Annotated in this window: 16 protein-coding genes; 10 read left to right on the top strand and 6 right to left on the bottom strand. The window is 38.3% G+C overall.

All coding sequences use genetic code 11. From position 1 onward, the window contains the following. Positions 1-152 precede the first annotated feature (152 nt). From pruA to G6N06_RS00300, 3 genes are all read right to left on the bottom strand, one after another. Positions 153-1,778 (bottom strand): L-glutamate gamma-semialdehyde dehydrogenase, encoded by a 1,626-nt coding sequence (gene pruA / locus G6N06_RS00310; protein ID WP_163514061.1) that lies wholly within the window; start codon positions 1,776-1,778, stop codon positions 153-155. A gap of 407 nt (positions 1,779-2,185) precedes the next feature. Then, positions 2,186-2,572 (bottom strand): Co2+/Mg2+ efflux facilitator ApaG/CorD, encoded by a 387-nt coding sequence (gene apaG / locus G6N06_RS00305; RefSeq protein WP_163514060.1) that lies wholly within the window; start codon positions 2,570-2,572, stop codon positions 2,186-2,188. A gap of 204 nt (positions 2,573-2,776) precedes the next feature. After that, positions 2,777-4,027: a type IX secretion system plug protein gene (locus G6N06_RS00300; protein WP_163514059.1), complete on the bottom strand. Its 1,251-nt coding sequence runs from the start codon at positions 4,025-4,027 to the stop codon at positions 2,777-2,779. A 178-nt stretch (positions 4,028-4,205) separates the two neighbouring features. Between G6N06_RS00300 and G6N06_RS00295 the strand changes: the two genes are divergently transcribed. From G6N06_RS00295 to nqrF, 6 genes are all read left to right on the top strand, one after another. After that, positions 4,206-5,561, top strand: coding sequence for a Na(+)-translocating NADH-quinone reductase subunit A (locus G6N06_RS00295; protein ID WP_163514058.1), 1,356 nt, complete (start codon positions 4,206-4,208; stop codon positions 5,559-5,561). Between the two features lie 10 nt (positions 5,562-5,571). Further along, complete coding sequence (locus G6N06_RS00290) at positions 5,572-6,798, top strand: NADH:ubiquinone reductase (Na(+)-transporting) subunit B (protein ID WP_163514057.1); 1,227 nt, start codon at positions 5,572-5,574, stop codon at positions 6,796-6,798. Between the two features lie 3 nt (positions 6,799-6,801). Continuing rightward, the gene (locus tag G6N06_RS00285; protein ID WP_163514056.1) at positions 6,802-7,551 is read left to right on the top strand and encodes a Na(+)-translocating NADH-quinone reductase subunit C; all 750 of its coding nucleotides are present in this window, start codon (positions 6,802-6,804) and stop codon (positions 7,549-7,551) included. 6 nt (positions 7,552-7,557) lie between these two features. Next, positions 7,558-8,202 (top strand): NADH:ubiquinone reductase (Na(+)-transporting) subunit D, encoded by a 645-nt coding sequence (locus G6N06_RS00280; protein WP_163514055.1) that lies wholly within the window; start codon positions 7,558-7,560, stop codon positions 8,200-8,202. Between the two features lie 84 nt (positions 8,203-8,286). Next, entirely contained in the window at positions 8,287-9,024 is a 738-nt protein-coding gene (gene nqrE, locus G6N06_RS00275; protein ID WP_163514054.1) for an NADH:ubiquinone reductase (Na(+)-transporting) subunit E, read from the top strand. Positions 9,025-9,029: 5 nt separating this feature from the next. After that, complete coding sequence (gene nqrF / locus G6N06_RS00270) at positions 9,030-10,337, top strand: NADH:ubiquinone reductase (Na(+)-transporting) subunit F (protein WP_163514053.1); 1,308 nt, start codon at positions 9,030-9,032, stop codon at positions 10,335-10,337. A 257-nt stretch (positions 10,338-10,594) separates the two neighbouring features. On the opposite strand, the gene G6N06_RS00265 is transcribed toward nqrF, so the two are convergent. Both G6N06_RS00265 and G6N06_RS00260 read right to left on the bottom strand, forming a co-directional pair. Next, on the bottom strand, positions 10,595-11,320 hold the full coding sequence (locus tag G6N06_RS00265; RefSeq protein WP_163514052.1) for a YggS family pyridoxal phosphate-dependent enzyme: 726 nt from the start codon (positions 11,318-11,320) through the stop codon (positions 10,595-10,597). A gap of 7 nt (positions 11,321-11,327) precedes the next feature. Continuing rightward, positions 11,328-12,365: an AAA family ATPase gene (locus G6N06_RS00260; protein ID WP_163514051.1), complete on the bottom strand. Its 1,038-nt coding sequence runs from the start codon at positions 12,363-12,365 to the stop codon at positions 11,328-11,330. 401 nt (positions 12,366-12,766) lie between these two features. Here G6N06_RS00260 and G6N06_RS00255 point away from each other — a divergent pair, with 401 nt between their 5' ends. Then, entirely contained in the window at positions 12,767-14,542 is a 1,776-nt protein-coding gene (locus G6N06_RS00255) for an OmpA family protein (RefSeq protein ID WP_163514050.1), read from the top strand. Positions 14,543-14,721: 179 nt separating this feature from the next. Beyond that, positions 14,722-15,645, top strand: coding sequence for a hypothetical protein (locus G6N06_RS00250; RefSeq protein WP_163514049.1), 924 nt, complete (start codon positions 14,722-14,724; stop codon positions 15,643-15,645). Between the two features lie 76 nt (positions 15,646-15,721). Here the strand turns inward: G6N06_RS00250 and G6N06_RS00245 are convergent, their stop codons facing one another. Continuing rightward, the gene (locus G6N06_RS00245; RefSeq protein ID WP_163514048.1) at positions 15,722-16,183 is read right to left on the bottom strand and encodes a Na(+)-translocating NADH-quinone reductase subunit F; all 462 of its coding nucleotides are present in this window, start codon (positions 16,181-16,183) and stop codon (positions 15,722-15,724) included. Between the two features lie 210 nt (positions 16,184-16,393). On the opposite strand from G6N06_RS00245, the gene G6N06_RS00240 reads away from it, so the two are divergent. Further along, positions 16,394-16,771 (top strand): DUF8840 domain-containing protein, encoded by a 378-nt coding sequence (locus tag G6N06_RS00240; protein WP_163514047.1) that lies wholly within the window; start codon positions 16,394-16,396, stop codon positions 16,769-16,771. 9 nt (positions 16,772-16,780) lie between these two features. Further along, complete coding sequence (locus tag G6N06_RS00235; protein WP_163514046.1) at positions 16,781-17,842, top strand: FAD:protein FMN transferase; 1,062 nt, start codon at positions 16,781-16,783, stop codon at positions 17,840-17,842. Positions 17,843-18,012: the final 170 nt, after the last annotated feature.

Here is an 18,012-nt window from a genome sequence, read left to right as displayed (position 1 = left end):
TTGACTTAAAGATACAAAGATTTGACTTTCATAGCTAGAACGGAGAAACTATTTATTTCCACCATCGGGTATTGATGCCCTAAAATTTTTAATTAAAGTGAAAAAAAATCCCCAAACGACAGGTTTGAGGATTTTTGTTGAATATGGGCAGCTTATCCTAAAAATGGATAGCGATAATCGGTAGGTGTGACAAAAGTTTCTTTAATCAGTCTCGGAGAGATCCAACGCAGCAAATTTTGCATGCTTCCCGCTTTGTCATTGGTTCCTGATGCTCTTGCACCCCCAAAAGGTTGTTGGCCAACTACGGCACCTGTTGGTTTGTCATTGATATAAAAGTTTCCAGCCGAATTTTGAAGTGCTTTGGTCGCTTCGTCAATGGCATATCTGTCAGTTGCCATAATAGCGCCAGTTAAAGCATATTCACTGGTTTCATCAACTAACTTTAAGGTTTTGCTGAAATCTTTATCATCATATACATAAACAGTCATTACGGGACCGAAAAGCTCCGTACACATCGTTGGGTATTTCGGGTCAGTAGTTTCAATTACCGTTGGTTCTATAAAATACCCTTTGCTCTTGTCGTAATTTCCACCGGCAATGATCGTGGCATTCTTATCTTTTTTGGCTTGGTCAATATAGTTGGCCAATTTGTCAAAAGAAGCTTCATGGATGACGGCGGTAACAAAGTTATCCATGTCTTCAGGAGATCCCATTTTTATGGTCTTTAGATCCTCAATAACATGTTTTTTAACATCGCCCCAGATGCTTTTGGCAATATAGCCCCTTGAAGCAGCGCTACATTTCTGACCTTGAAATTCAAATGCACCCCTAACAATCGCGGTGGCTACTTGTTTGGCATCAGCAGTCTTATGGGCAACTATAAAGTCTTTCCCTCCAGTTTCGCCTACGATTCGTGGATAGGTTTTATAATTTGCAATATTGTTTCCGATTTTTTTCCATAGGTTTTGAAAGACGGAAGTCGAACCCGTATAGTGCAATCCTGAAAAATCAGGACTGGCCATAATCGTGTCGGTGATCATTGCGGCATCACCAAAAACAACGTTAATGACCCCTGGAGGAACGCCAGCTTCTTCAAAGACATCCATAATCACCTTTGCAGAATAAACTTGATGGTTACTTGGTTTCCAAATAACCACATTTCCCATTAGAGCCATACACGACGGCAGATTGCCTGCAATGGCGGTAAAATTAAAAGGAGTTACAGCATAGGTGAAACCTTCTAATGGTCGGTATTCGACCCTGTTCCATGCATCGCTTGTGCTTTGTGGTTGATCCTGGTATATTTCAGTCATAAACTGAACGTTGAACCTCAAGAAATCAATCAGCTCACAAGCCGAATCAATTTCCGCTTGGTGAATGGTTTTTGATTGCGCTATCATGGTGGCCGCATTGATTTTTGCTCTGTAAGGACCAGCAATCAATTCTGCCGCTTTAAGAAAAATTCCTGCGCGATGCTCCCATGGCATTTGTGACCAAGACTTTCTCGCTTCAAGAGCTGTAGCTATAGCGTCCTCTACGTGATTTTTTTCGGCCAAATGATAGGTGCCAACCACATGTTTATGATCATGGGGTGGGGACATGGTTTTGGTGTTTTTAGTTGTGACATATTTGCCATTGATATAAAGAGGCACATCAACTTTGCCTCTGAACATTTTTGAATATTCCGCTATCACTGCCTCTCGTTCCGGAGATCCAGGAGCGTAAGTTTTTACAGGTTCATTGACGGCAACTGGTACCTTGAAAAATCCTTTTCCCATGATTAGATATTGTTATTTTGAATGTTTAAAATTTTATGATGCGAAGTTACAAAATTTTGAATCCATTTTTATGTGATATTGTCCTAAAACCACGTTAAATGTGCCCTCTGTTTTTTGTGCAACCTTATTCTGACCGATGGAACTCAGAAGTAAAGTACGTGTCGTTTGGCTTTATAAAAACTGTTTTAGTTGTTTGTAAACCCAGAGCCAATGTCAGATTTTTAGAAGATATTGACACCAATTTAAAGGGAATGAACGTGGTATGGCTTCAAAAATAGGATCGAATTGTTTTTCGTATACTGATAAATAAAGTGGGCTATTTCTGCTCAGGAGCCTCTGCGCCTGCTAAACTTGCAGGTAAATGCAGATTGAAGAGGTCATGATGACGGTATTATAATTGAAGGAAATTAATTCAAAGCAAATGGAGCGCTTAATTTGAATGACGGAATATAGACTTTGAATTTATTGGTGTTTGTAAAGTTGACCATATTGTAATGCCCCTGCATGGCGCCAAAAGGCGATGAAAGTAGGCACCCAGAGGTATAGGTATGCGATTCTCCTGGTTTTAGCACCGGTTTTTTGCCGATGACCCCTTCGCCTTCGATGATTTCAACATTGTTTAAGGCATCATAAATTTTCCAATGACGAGAATTTAATTGTACCGCACCTTTACTTTGGTTTTCAATGGTCACTTTATATCCAAAAGCGAAATGAACTTTATAGTTTTTATAAAAAGTACCCTCAAACGTGGTCTGAACACTTATCTTAATGCCACTTGTAACCTGCTGGACCATAATATTAAAATATTAAATTGTTTGTTAGATTAATGCTAAAATAGCACAAATAAAAAGACTTTAATAATTTATTTGATTCAAGATTTAACCCAATCCCTATTTTAGCTATAATTTAATGGTATATTTCGTGCTATAATTTTGGAATTCAGATCATAAAAAGGCCTTGTGATTAACTTTAGGTGGTCATTTTTTATGGTAGAAAATCTAATTTGAAATGTTGACAGAAGATCCTTCACCCAAGCCTATCAATCGGTCGTAACGGGCCCCTAGGTCTCTATAATACACCAACACCTTGTAATTGTTTTCGGTTTGGTAGAAGTCTCCACTGATTGCGCCTTCATTCAAGTTGCCGTTTTTATCGGTCATCACATATTTGTAATTGTAAAATCCTTGTTTTAAACGGAAGGCACATTCATATAAGCCAGATTCCGAATTAAAACGAAGCTCGTTGTCGGGTTCAAGAGCGTAATTGTTGAAATTTCCATAAACATAAATAGAGCTGCCGTCTGTCAGTTCGGGATATTGAAGGGCAAAATGGATCATGGTATAATCGGCCTCAATGGACACGTCTCGGGCATCTATGGCAGTAATCAAAAAATTCCCGTTGATATCAGGATTGTAAGTGTAAAGTCGATCTGCTCTTGGAGTATTGACAAATAGGTAGTTGTGATATATCTCTTTTAAATCAATAAACTGCACCCCTACATTGGCTGCCCGCACATCTTTGTTCTCAAAATAGAGATATTCATTGCCACCCCAAAAACTCGTTTCTGAAGTGTATTTATAGATCAACTGATTTCCCAATGTGTATTGCGGTTTTACGTTGGCAATGGCGGTATTGAGGTTGTTGTTCTGGATGATCAGGCTTTTGACGTTTTCCAAGGGATTGTTGAAGTTGATGTTTCTGCTGTTGATAACTATGTCCACCGATTGCTTTTTGTCGATATCCTTAACATCCCTTGAGCGTTTGATGGCCACCCCAACATTGACAAGGTCTTCGTATATCATAAATTTTCTCGAAAACACCAATTCATCATCGTCATTGAATATACTCAAGAGGTAATTGCCTGTCACCAATAAGGCTCTGGTCTGTTCATTGGGAATTCGAAGCATATAATGCGAATAGATTTGATAAGTGTTGAAGGAATTCTTATAGTCTTGAATTCGCTGGTTGTCAAAACCTCTCAAGTATTCAGACTTTACCAAATTGGAAGGCGTCCAATCGTAATTAAAATGCTCAATCACGTAATAAAAATCAGGTTCAGTTCCGGTAAGCACATCAAATTCCAAAAGCAATGGCTCTCCTAGCTTTAGGATAGGCAATTGACTTTCATTGGTGCTGCCTTTAAATCCTATTGTTTTGATATAATTTGGAGGATTGACTTCTACAATTTGGGAAAATACAAAAGTCGTAAAAAAAAACAGTAAAAGAAAATATTTAAGATTTGCACTCATCGACAGCTAATTTGAAAGGTAAAGATAAACAAAAATTATGCCTCTTAATTTACGCAATCGTTAACGTATAATTTTTGTAACATTAATTATGTAAACTGCATAATTAATTTGTAAATTTGCATCGATTTTTACTGTGTAAAATCACATCATTGTAACTATTAACCAATAGACTTATAATATGTCAAACGACATTAAGATTAAAAAGGGTCTCGATATCAAACTAAAGGGTGAAGCTGAAAAAACCATTGAAAAAGCGGTTTTAAGCAACTTTTATACATTGAGACCAGAAGACTTCCACGGTGTTATTCCAAGATTGATTTATAAAGAAGGTGCAAAGGTGAAGGCTGGAGAACCTATCTTTCATGACAAATCCAATGAAGCCGTGAAATTTGTTTCTCCAGTTTCTGGAGAAATTATTGAGATTGCGCGAGGAGAGAAAAGACGCATAGTTGGTATTAAAATTCAAGCAGATAAGGAACAAATCTTCCAAGATTACGGTAAGATGGATGTTAATGCCGTAGATGCTGATACCATAAAAGCACATTTGCTGGCCTCTGGTTGTTGGACATTTATCAAACAACGACCTTATGACATTATCGCGAAAACAGACCAATCGCCCAAAGCAATTTTCATTTCAGGATATGACAGCGCGCCTTTGGCTGCTGATCTTGACTATGTGCTTCAAGGCAAAGAAGCTGAATTGCAAGCAGCTATAACTGCAGTAGGTAAGCTTACCGATGGTAAAGTGCACGTTAGCGTTGGTGCAAAATCAAATTCGCCTTTGGCTGGACTTTCCGGAATTACCTTGCATAAAGTATCAGGACCACACCCATGTGGGAATGTTGGGACGCAGATCAATAAAATTGACCCTGTCAATAAGGGAGAAACCGTCTGGACAATTCACGCGCAAGACTTAGTGATTATTGGAGAGCTGTTGCTTACCGGTAAATTCAATGCTGAGCGTATTGTTGCCCTTGTGGGGTCATCAGTTAAGAAGCCACGTTATTTTGTCACTAAAATAGCGAGCGAAGTAGCCACTATGATTTATGACAATGGCGTAGATCAGAACGGAAACGATCGCATCATTTCCGGAAACGTGTTGAGTGGGAAACAAATTGGCCCTGATGGTTATTTGGGTTATTATAATAATATCCTAACGATTATTCCTGAAGGAGATGACTATGAGCTTTTTGGTTGGAACAAGCCAATTTTTGATAAAATATCTACTTCTAGAGCCTTGACTTTTTCTTGGCTGACTCCAAATAAGGTGTATGATTTGGATACCAACATGAATGGAGAGCACCGTAATTTTGTGCTTACTGGTAACTACGAAGAGGTCTTTCCATTGGATATATATCCGTTACAAATCTTAAAATCTTGTATGTATCAAGATTTGGATGAAATGGAAGCTTTAGGGATGTATGAAGTAGCTCCTGAAGATTTTGCCTTAACAGAATTTATATGTGTGTCAAAACAACCACATCAGAAAATTATTAGAGAGGGCTTGGATTTAATGATAGAAGAAATCGGTTAATATAGAGACAATGGGTTTAAAACAGAACTTACATAATTTAAAAGAAAAATATAAAGGGACTAAGATCGCACCTGCCTTTAATGCCTTGCATACTTTTCTATATACGCCTAATGATACCGCACGTGGCGGCACGCATATTAAAGCAGCAGATGATTTAAAGCGCACCATGAACACGGTCATTATGGCATTGATTCCGTGTTTGATTTTCGGAATGTTTAATGCAGGGTATCAACATTATTTGGCTGTAGGAGAGATCCAAGCAGTTACTAATGGATTCTTTAGCAGTGAATTTTGGAACTTACAGAACTTTGTTTTAGGTTTTTGGAAAATTCTTCCTTTATTGATCATCTCCTATGGTGTTGGATTGGGGATTGAATTTTTATTTGCCGTTATTAAAGGTCATGAGGTTGAAGAGGGCTATTTGGTAACTGGTATGTTAGTGCCATTGATTGTGCCAATTGACATTCCTTGGTGGATGTTAATCGTGGCTGTAGCTTTTGGTGTTGTTATCGGGAAAGAAGTGTTTGGTGGTACGGGAATGAATATACTCAACCCTGCATTGACCATTAGAGCATTTTTATTCTTCGCTTATCCAACATGGATGAGTGGGGATAAAGTTTGGGTACAAGGTGCAGTTGAAAGAACAAAGGAGATCGCAAATGGGTCTACAGCCGATGCCATCTCAGGAGAAACCATATTGGGGAGTTTGGCGCAATCGCATCCAGTAGATTATTCCGTAATGGATATGTTTTTTGGTTTTATTCCGGGTTCTGTTGGCGAGACATCCACACTTTTAATTCTCTTGGGCGGATTGTTCCTTATTTTTACCAAGGTGGGAAGCTGGAGAATTATGCTTAGCGCCACTCTTGGGGCATTAGTTATGGGCTATATATTTAATGTGGTTGTAGATGCCGGTTGGATAACCGAAACAAGTAAATTCTATGGATTGATGAGCACTGAATTCTGGCATCATTTGATCATAGGTGGAATGGCCTTCGGTATTGTATATATGGCCACAGATCCGGTAACTGGGTCACAAACCAACAAAGGAAAGTGGATTTACGGTTTCTTAATTGGATTTATCTCCATTATGATCCGTGTATTTAACCCAGCGTACCCAGAGGGCGTCATGCTGGCTATATTGTTAATGAATGTATTTGCGCCAACTATTGATCACTATGTAGTTCAGGGCAATGTGAAGAAGAGATTAAAACGAGGAAAATTAAAAACAGCTTAAGTTATGGCGATCGATACAGATAAAAATAGTTATACCGTTATTTTTGCCATTGTTATGGTTATTGTGGTTGGTTCTATCCTTGCAGGACTGGCACAAGGCTTAAAACCTTTGGTAAAAGCGAATGAGCGATTTGAAATTCAGCAAAATATTTTGTACGCCATGGGCATCAATGCCAATGAAGGCCCAAGTGATGTTGAGTTCATACCTGCAGATAAAGTAGAGGACGTGTTTAATAGCACCATTACAAAACAGTATGTCATTGAAGGTGATAAGGTAACTGAAGATCCTCAAGCCTATATGATAGATATCAAAAAGGAGGAAGCTAAGGCCAAAGATCCAAATTACACACGAAAACTACCGTTGTTTGAAGGTGAAAGGGATGGGAATCCAATATATGTTATTCCAATTAGAGGAAAAGGTCTATGGGATGCCATTTGGGGGTTTGTGGCGGTGAACAATGAGATGGTTGTTCAAGGTGTCTTTTTTGATCACGCTGGAGAAACGCCAGGTTTAGGTAGTGAAATTAAACAACGCTATTTTATGGATGATTTTGAAGGGGAGCACCTTCTCAATGAATCTGGAGTTTTTAAAGGAATAACGGTGGCCAAAGGCAACGCCGATCCTAGAAATGATAGGAAGACCGATAATGCCGTAGATGCTATTGCAGGAGCCACCATAACAGGGGACGGAGTTACCGCGATGATTAAAAAGGATTTAAGAATGTATGTGCCTTATTTCAAGTCATTAAAATAAAATTGTATGAGACTTTTATCAAAAAAAGATAGTAAACTAATAATGGATCCATTGGCGGATAACAACCCTATTACCATTCAGGTTCTAGGAATTTGTTCTGCCTTGGCAATTACTGCACAGTTAAAACCATCAATTGTAATGGCTATTTCTGTGATATTTGTATTAGGAGCTGGTAACGTGGTCATTTCGTTAATGCGAAATATCATTCCTTCAAAAATCAGGATTATAGTTCAGCTCGTCGTCGTAGCAACCTTGGTAATTATTGTTGATCAGGTGTTGAAAGCTTATGCTTATAGTTTGAGTAAGGAACTTTCTGTTTTCATCGGACTCATTATTACCAACTGTATCATCATGGGACGTTTTGAAGCCTTTGCTTTGGCAAACGGACCTTGGAGATCCTTTTTGGATGGGGTTGGGAACGCCTTAGGTTACGGTGTCATCCTTGTTATTGTTGGTTTCTTTAGAGAACTCTTGGGTTCAGGAACCTTGTTGGGGTATAAAGTTCTGGGTGACTCGGTTGAGAAAACAGGCCTGTACGCCATTGGTTATGAAAACAACGGCTTTATGGTATTGCCTCCAATGGCATTGATTGTTATTGGAATCATTATTTGGGTGCAACGTAGTAAAAACAAAGAATTAATAGAAGATTAATTTAAATAGTCTGCAGTAAGTAGTTATCAGTAAGCATTCAAGCGCTACTGAAGGCTGTGGACTGAAGACTGAAGACTATAAAAAATGGAACATATAGAATTATTTTTCAAATCGATATTTGTAGACAACATGATTTTCGCATACTTCTTGGGTATGTGTTCTTACTTGGCGGTGTCTAAAAAAGTAGCCACTGCTGTTGGTCTTGGTGCGGCAGTAATCTTTGTTTTGGCAATTACAGTACCTTTAAACTGGTTGTTGGATCAATATTTATTGCAAGAAGGTGCCTTGATTTGGTTAGGACCAGAATATGCGGATTTTGATCTCAGCTTTTTATCCTTCATTATGTTTATTGCTACCATTGCAACAATGGTACAACTGGTTGAAATTGTGGTCGAGAAATTTTCACCGGGATTGTATAATTCATTGGGGATATTTTTACCATTGATTGCCGTAAACTGTGCTATTTTGGGAGGTTCATTGTTCATGCAATCTCGTGAGATAGAAACTTTAGGTTTAGCACTTAATTATGGTATAGGCTCTGGAATAGGTTGGTTTTTAGCCATTGTTGCCATTGCTGCCATTAGAGAGAAAATCAGATATAGTAATGTACCGGCACCATTAAGAGGATTAGGAATAACCTTTATCATTACAGGTCTTATGGCCATCGGATTTATGAGTTTTGGTGGTATGTTGACCGGAGGTGATGACGAAGGCGCACAGGATGAAATGGAAACTGTAGATGGAATGGTTACTGTTCAGAAAGATCATAAAGCATCTGATCTTGTGATAGAATCAAAAAACGATACAGATAATAAATATTAAAGATTATGATATTAGCAGCAAGCACATTAGGGACAGTCATTGTTACGGTTATCGCATTTTTGGTGGTTACCTTATTACTGGTAACGCTATTACTTGTAGTGAAACAGAAACTGTCTCCATCAGGTCCAGTAACAATCACTATAAATGGAGAACGTAAATTGGAAGTAAGTTCTGGAGGTACCTTATTGAACACTTTATCGGCCCAGAAGATATTCTTGCCGTCCGCTTGTGGTGGTGGAGGAACGTGTATTCAGTGTGAGTGTCACGTACTTTCTGGTGGAGGAGAAGCTTTGCCTACAGAAACTCCTCACTTTAGCAGAAGGGAAATTCAAGAAGGTATTCGATTATCTTGTCAAGTAAGAGTAAAACAGGATATGGAAATTACCATTCCTGAAGAAATATTTGGGGTTAAAAAATGGGAAGCAACTGTTGTTAGAAACTATAATGTGGCGTCCTTTATTAAGGAATTTGTTGTTGAAATTCCTGAAGATATGGGCTATAAGGCCGGTGGATATATTCAAATCGAAATTCCGGAGTGCGAAATTAAATTTTCGGATATGGATATCACTGCACATCCTGAAGAGCATGATACTCCAGACAAGTTCCAGGAGGAATGGGACAAATTTAAACTATGGCCTTTGGTGATGAAAAACGACGAAATCGTAGAACGTGCGTATTCAATGGCATCCTATCCTGCCGAAGGACGTGAAATTATGCTGAACGTACGTATCGCAACACCTCCTTTTGACCGAGCTAAGAACACTTGGATGGATGTCAATCCAGGTATTGCATCTTCATATATATTTGCCCAAAAACCGGGAGATAAGGTCACAATATCGGGACCTTTCGGGGAGTTTTTTATTAACGAATCAGATAGCGAAATGCTATATGTAGGTGGTGGAGCAGGAATGGCACCTATGCGTTCTCATTTATATCAGCTCTTTAAAACCCTAAAAACAGGTCGTAAAGTGACTTATTGGTATGGTGGTCGTTCTAAACGTGAGCTGTTCTATATAGAACATTTCCGTGAATTGGAGCGTGAGTTCCCTAACTTTAAGTTCTATATGGCATTATCTGAACCATTGGAAGAAGATAATTGGAAAGTAAAAGAAAATATTGATGCTCCAGGTGATGGTTTTGTAGGGTTTATCCACAATTGTGTCATCGATCACTACTTAAATCATCATGAAGCACCAGAAGATATAGAGCTATATTTCTGTGGTCCACCACTGATGAACCAAGCGGTTCAGAAGATGGGAGAGGATTTCGGAATCCCTGATGAAAACATCAGATTTGACGACTTTGGAGGATAACCATTTCCTGCGCAAGCAGGAATCCTTTAAGTGCATCGAAAGTTAATCTTAAAACATAAAATAAGTTTATACTTCGGTAGAAAACTAAAACCCAATACTTATGTGTTGGGTTTTTTATTGATCTGAAACGATCAAAATGAAATAGGTTTTGATCCAATACATTCAGTACTGTCGAGGTCAATTCTTGATTCCTGAATCTAAAAGCGAAGCGGTCCTGGTTCCTGTTTTTGGACCGTCTTGATTCCTAATTTATAAATCTATTTATTTTCATTCCAATAATAGCTATCCGGATGCTCACGTTTTCCAAAAATAGCCGTTCCAACCCTGACTATGGTTGCGCCTTCTTCAATGGCAATTTCCAAATCTCCGCTCATTCCCATTGACAATTCATTGACCGGAATGCCTTTGCCTAGCAGTTGCTGTTGGATGCTTTTTAATAATTTAAAACATTTCCGAACTTTTTCATGTTCTCCTGAAAATAAACCGATGGTCATTAGCCCTTTGATGCGGATTCGATCAAACTGCTGGACCTCTAAGGCAAATTTTACGGCATGGTCAGGATGCATCCCAAATTTGCTTTCTTCAAAAGAGGTATTAAATTGCAGATAGGCATCCATGGTCCTATCTTCATATTCGAGTCGATGTTGTAATTTCTCCGCCAATCTGAGCCGGTCTAAAGACTGAATACAATCCACATCATATCTTATCAGTTCCTTCACTTTATTGGTTTGGAGATGACCTATAAAGTGTTTTTGATGAGGGAAGGGTTTCAAGCTCTCGTATTTTGCTTTGACCTCCTGAATCTTATTTTCGCCAATTAAGGTTTGATGATGGTTAAAGGCAATCTTTATGTTTTCTGCTGATACGGTTTTAGTGGCTAATAACAGCTTAACTTCCGAAGGATTTCGATTGACTTTCCTGCAAGCGCTTTCAATTCTCCCAAGAATTTTTGCGATATTTTCCTGAATCATATGTTCCTTCATTATTGAATTAATTTGCAATATAAACCCAAACTTCTACTCCTGAGTCGGTGGTTGCCAGAACTCTTTTGGAATTCGGGTCTGACAGTTGATCCGTCCGTACAAGTTCTTCTCCTGTAACTTCATACACCATTCCTGTGATTTTATCACTGGATTCTTTCGATTTTATAGCCATATAACTCATGGTGCTTTCACCGTTTTCAGTCATTGAGAAGCCATTAATCATGGAATTGTTCAGTGCATATCCCGACAAAGTATCTTGAGTCCCCGAGAGCTTTCTGCCATAATGTTGAAGTTGTAGACCAGGTGATTTAAAACGGTCATAAAAAAATATTAAATGTTTTTTACGTTTTTCAAAATCTATGACATTAGCTTTAATTTGTTGATGAATACTGTCTTTAGCTTCCGCATAAGATATACCATAGCTTCTTTTTATTATGTTGAGGTGTTTTGGAAATCCTGACAAAATACTATCGTAATAGTTATTGAGATCTTCCTCGGTTGGTAATGTATACCCCAGTCTGATCTGAAATCTTCTCAATAGCGCCGAGTCAATAATCCCTAAATGGTTCGTAGCACAAATCAACAAAGTGTTATCAGGTAAATTATCTATGAGCTGTAGCAAAGTATTCACCAATCGCTTCATTTCACCGGAATCTTTTTCATCATAATCTCTTAATTTACCAATAAAGTCAAATTCATCAATAAATAAAATGGCGTCATCGTTTATGGCTTTTTTGAATAGATCAGATAGGTTCTTCGCCGTCTCTCCTAATTTTGAGGATACAAATCCGCTCAAATTAATGGCAATGACCTTCTTGTTTAAGGCGTGTCCGATGGCGTAAGCAGTGGCTGTTTTTCCACATCCTGTATGGCCATGTAGTAATATTTTATTATCAACTGGAATATTGAGGTTGTTTAGTGCATTGATATAGACAAACTCTTCCAACAATTGATTGATGCGCTCCCTGATATCATCATTGAGGTGAAGTTGATCAAGTGGGATGACCTTGTGTTTTGGGTTCAAATAGGTGCTGTGATGTGCCATGGGTTAAATCTTCTGAAGATTATATTTTCTGTTTTATATTGATTTTATGCCATCCTATAATAATATAAATGCCAATTGATAAACCAATGCCAACAGTTTTATTAAGGAGTCCAAATTTACTAAAATAGCACCACTTTCCATGTTGAAAACTCTTGCATTTTAGATCTGTTCAGTCGGACGTAATAAGATATGGATGTAGGGAGGCGTCTAAAATAATGTTATTCAACAGGCCTTCTTGGAACAGCACATCTTTTCAAATCTATAGGCCTACCAAGATTTCTTGTTTTATATGAACGACAAGGAATTTGACAAAATACACTAAACTTTTCCAAATAGGGGGTAACAATTTTGAAGCCATCTTTATATAAGGGTGAGTAACATAATTTAAAACACTTTTTACGATGAAGAATTTAATGAAATTATTGGGAATTTTAGTTGTGTTTGCGAGCACATTCTCAGCTATGGCACAAGACGAGCCTTTAGATCGAAACTATCTCCAACTCACCCCAAGAGTTGGTTATGATTTTCCTACTTATAACAACAATACGCCTTATATAGATTATAAGGGCGGACTTGACTTAGGTCTTTCTTTAGATTATTACTGGAATTGGTTTGGAGTAGGTGTAGATGTGGACTACATAAAAAACAAACCAAAAAGTACCTATCCTACTGCAGATCTTTATGAAGCCGATTGGATGACACCAATCACTTCATTTAATTTAAGCGAGGATAAGATTACACGATTTTTCTACGGAATTGGTCCAAATTTCCAGTATAGAAACAGAATGGGAACGTTTACGGCCGAGCTCAATACACGCTTTGGACTCGCTTCTATAAAAGGAGGCCGGACCTATTTGGAAGGCAGTTCAGCCACTCCCAATACCTATCCATTAAACTTCCATGCGGGCTATGACGATTCACAAGTGCTCACCGCTAAGGGACAATTGCGCTTTACCTATCTCTTGAATAAGAACTGGGGCATCAATGCCGGCGCTTATTATATGAGACATTTCAATGTTGAAGAATTGAATGAATCTGGAGTATCTGCAATGTATCAGCCTTTTACTTCATATACCGAAAATATTGATAGACCAATGACCTTATTGGATAGAGAACCTATGTTCCGTGAAGAGCCTTGCGATTGTGATATATCTTCAGTGGGTTTATTTGCTGGTATCACCTATAAGTTCACAAAAAGCAAAAAAGAAAATACCTGTCCTGTTTGTCAAGAAGATCATTTCCCACATTGTTGTGCAACTTGTGGTTGTGGCGTAACCGTGACCGCGAGAGATAAATTTACAGGAGAGACACTGCCTAATACTGATGTTGTCCTAACCGATCTTAACGGAAACATCGTACAAAGTGGGACTACAAACTCCTATGGAGTGGTAGTTTTTAATGAGGTGGTTGAAGGAGACTATATCATAAAAGGAAAACTCTATAATGTCAGTTTAGAAGAAGAGAGCATAACCAAAGCTGAGTTTAAAAACTGCCAAAAGGAAAGTTCAGGAATACAAAAAGTTATTGTCTATGGCGATAAAAACTTTATACTAAAAGGAAATGTCGTAGAGTGTAATAGTGCTGAAGGGATACAAAGCGTCGATATTTTGCTTAAAGACAATATCAATCCAGGACAGAAACATACCCTGTCTGATGCTAAAGGCGACTTTATGTTCCATCTCAAGCAGGCTTCCAATTACACCTTAAACGGTAAGAAGGAGGGGTACTATTCTAATGACGTAGAGATTTCTACAAGTTCATATAATAGAGACAATACTTTGTTTATAGATTTTGAAATGTGTGTGGACCCTTGCGGAAAGGCCATAAAATTGGACAATATTAATTTTGATTTGGACAAGGCTGACATTTTGCCGGAGGCCATTGCCGATCTCGAGCGTATTGTGAAGTTAATGAGAGATAATCCGAATATCCAAGTGGAAATGTCATCTCATACAGATAGTCAAGGTTCGGATGAATATAACAGAAAATTATCTCAACGTCGTGCAGATGCAACAGTCGAATATATTGCGAGCCAAGGGATATCCAAAAGTCGTTTGATTGCTAGAGGAGCAGGAGAAACTGAACTTAAGAATACGAAGTGTGCCAATAATGTGCCCTGTACCGATGATGAACACCGCATCAACCGTAGAACAGAGTTTAAAGTTGTCTGCTTTTAACACCATTTGATTTAGTTTGCTATTAATCAATTTTCAAATCAGGGCAGTCGTTAGTTGCTGCCTTGATTTATTCCCCACCAGTGGGTTTAATACTCCGAGGCTTACCTCGATCAAAAAGACAATTTCTTATTCATACCTCATGGGCTTTTTTGAAGGTTCTTGATTTTAAAATGAAAAACATGAAAACAAAATATATATTAAACCAAAACCAAACACATAAGATGAGTTCCAACCTTTTAAAGTTGCTGTGCTTAGTCTTCGTTTTGCTGCAATTTTCTTGTAGTGATGATGATCTATGTGAATACAACCAAATTCTGGATTGCCAAGACCTACAACTTAACATTGGCGATGCCTGCGATTCTAATGGCGATGGTGATGCTGATGGCACTGTAAATGACGCGTGTGAGTGTGTCCCAAAATTTCCAATCATTACTTCCTGTCCTGGATTTATACAAAATGGCGATTTTGAAATAATAACCGGAGACCCAAATGCTTCAATTGATCAGGATATTGACTTAGCGACACATTGGAAACCGTTATGGCAGTCTGGTAGTCTTGCCGATTTGTTCAACGATACAACGACCAATTATGGAGCGGGTTGTTTTGTTGGCCCTACACCAACATCTGGCGTTTTTGCCGGCATGTGGATTGAAAATACAACCAATCCTGCAGGTAATGCCACCTATAGAGAGGGTATGTTCAATGAACTGACAACTTCCATACATCAAAATACAGGGATCTATAATTTGTCTTTTGATTATGCCAATATGAGCCAAAATTGCGCAAGTTCCCGAGATGTGAAAATTGGGATTTATGGCGTTTACCATCCAGGGTCAGATCCGTTGCCAGCAAACCCCACAGGAATCGCCACGCCAACCAATATCGACTTGTTTGGTGCTGCCAATACCGTGTTTTTGGGAGAGATCATTGTGACGTCAAGTACGTCAAATACATGGATTACCACAAGTATCTCTATTGATACAAGCACATTGACATTTCCTGCCAATGGCATCAATCACATTATGGTAACAAACTCCCATCTGCCATTTGCCGATTATGGCAAAATGTTTTTAGGCTTTGACAATTTTTGCTTAATTAATTGATTGATCACTAAACCTTTCAGTCCCGATGGCCATCGGGACTGAAAGGTTTTAATAATCTATAATTCCCAACTTCCAATCAAATTATGGTTGCGTTCAGTTGGTAACGTGGCTGATCGTTTTCAAATTCAAAAAGTCTTGAATAATCCATCACATTATCCACACCATCCAGTGCGCATAAAAAAGCCACGGTTTCACATAGACCGTTGAAAAGTACGTTCTTATCTTCTGGGTTTTTAGGTTTTTTTCCGTTGTGATTTAAAGGTAAGGAATAGCCACATCCTTTAAGAAATCTGGCTTCTATTTGTAATAATTCGAGTGGGGAATAGCCGCTAAACTTTCTGCCTAAATTCTGATGGACCAATCCCACATAATTCAACTGTAAAGAGCCATGACTATCGGAAAGGTGTTTCCAAGCATCGGTGTTGTCTAAAATATTTCCGACGGCACATTGCTGACAGCATTCTGGATGAAGTTCATTATTATGAAATGCTGAATATAATTTCTGAATGGCCTGATCCAATCGATGTGAAGTCTTCATAAGATGGTATTTATGACTATTAAGATACTAAAATTGATACTTCGAATGAAGAAATTTAAAGGTTTTAACATAACATAAACCTTGAGACTTTTGACGTTATGGTATTTTCTGAATTTTAAAGACGGTGGTATGGCTCGTAATTTTGTTTACTCCAAATATTTTTCATTTTTCTTAAGAGCCTGATCATTGGTAATATTGTATTTTTGTAATATGAGAAAAGCACTTACAGAACAAGAAATGCACAACCTTGGCATGAATCATGTCGGAAAGGATCTGGAAGCTCGGGGATTTGAATTTATAGCAATCAATAGTAAGCTTAAAAGACATCCACAGTTTGTGTGCATTGATAAAACGAAACAGTATTTCTTTGTCATTGTTAGGACGGTGATCCTTCCTGAGAATCCAAATAATTATGATGTCATTTGGATGGAAACCTTTAAAAAACACGCCCGAGAAAATGATGCGAAGGTATTATACGCTGGTGTGGGGATTGGTAACCCGGACGGTGAGGATTTGCCAGTGTATTTGAATGAAGAATATTTGATTGAGTACAATGGTATTCAGGTGATAGAAACCAATTTGAATTAGAAAAGCCCTATGACACAGAGTTACGAGGAGAACCACGAAGGTTCACAGAGATTCACTTGTGTTTTTTCCAAAAATAGTCGTGTATTCGCTGCAGCAGTAATAGGTGTTCTCTTGGTGTTTTTTGTGTTTTCATGCAAACAGGCGCCTACAAACACTAAAATATCTGGTGAAGTTTTCGGAACTTCCTACGGCGTGCAATATTATTCGGAACAGCATAAAAGCTTCCAACAACAGTTTGATAGTTTATTCGATATCATCAATACTTCCATGTCAACTTATCAAACGGACTCTGATATTTCTAAGATTAACCGAAATGAGGCTTTTGTGGTTGATGAACATTTTATACATGTATTTAAGGCTTCAAAAGCAATTTATGAAGCTACCGATGGTGTTTTTGATCCGACCATAGGTGTTTTGGTCAATGCATGGGATTTTGGTCCAGAAGGTAAAGTGGTTGCTTTAGACAGTCTTAAAATTGATAGCTTGATGTTGTCTGTAGGCTTGGATAAAGTGCACTTGGATAACGCAAATATTATCAAAGAGCATCCAAGTACCTTCATAGATTTCAATGCTATTGCCAAGGGCTATGGCGTGGATGTCATTGCCAATTTTTTGGAAAGTCAGAACATCAAGGATTATCTGGTTGAGATTGGTGGAGAAATACGATGTAAGGGGCAAAATCTTGAAAAACAAAAGCCGTGGAAAGTAGGTGTGGAGTTACCTCATTTTGATGAAGAGCAGTCTATTTTAAAAACCATTGCACTTCACGACGAAGCTATGGCAACGTCTGGGACCTATAGAAAGTTCAAAGTTGATAGTTTAGGAAATCGTTATTCACATATTCTGGATCCAAAAACTGGTTATCCGAGTAAAACCAATTTATTGAGTATTTCAGTTATTGCTAAGGATTGCATGACGGCTGATGCCTATGCGACGGCATTTAAAGCTATGGGACTTGAGAAGGTAAAGACCTTTTTAGTCAGTCATCCGGAATTAAAAGTATTTCTGATTTTTGAAAATGACGATAGAGGATTGGAAACATTGGCTTTAAATGGATTTCCTGAAGATTGAATATTTCTAGAAAGCCAGAAAACCTTTAGGTTCAGCGAAGCCAATCTCAGGTTGAACCAACGGGGGATAACTCCCTATTCTAAAACCACTCCACGCAACGGTTAGGAGGCCTCTATTTTATAGGTATTTTGCTTACTAATTGCGCTGACAGAAAGGTTCCACAAAGAGAA

It is taken from the genome of Gelidibacter japonicus, from assembly GCF_010725055.1.
Lineage (GTDB): Bacteria > Bacteroidota > Bacteroidia > Flavobacteriales > Flavobacteriaceae > Gelidibacter > Gelidibacter japonicus.
Note: the sequence above shows the minus strand (reverse complement) of the source record. Positions and strands in the feature narration are given on the sequence as shown.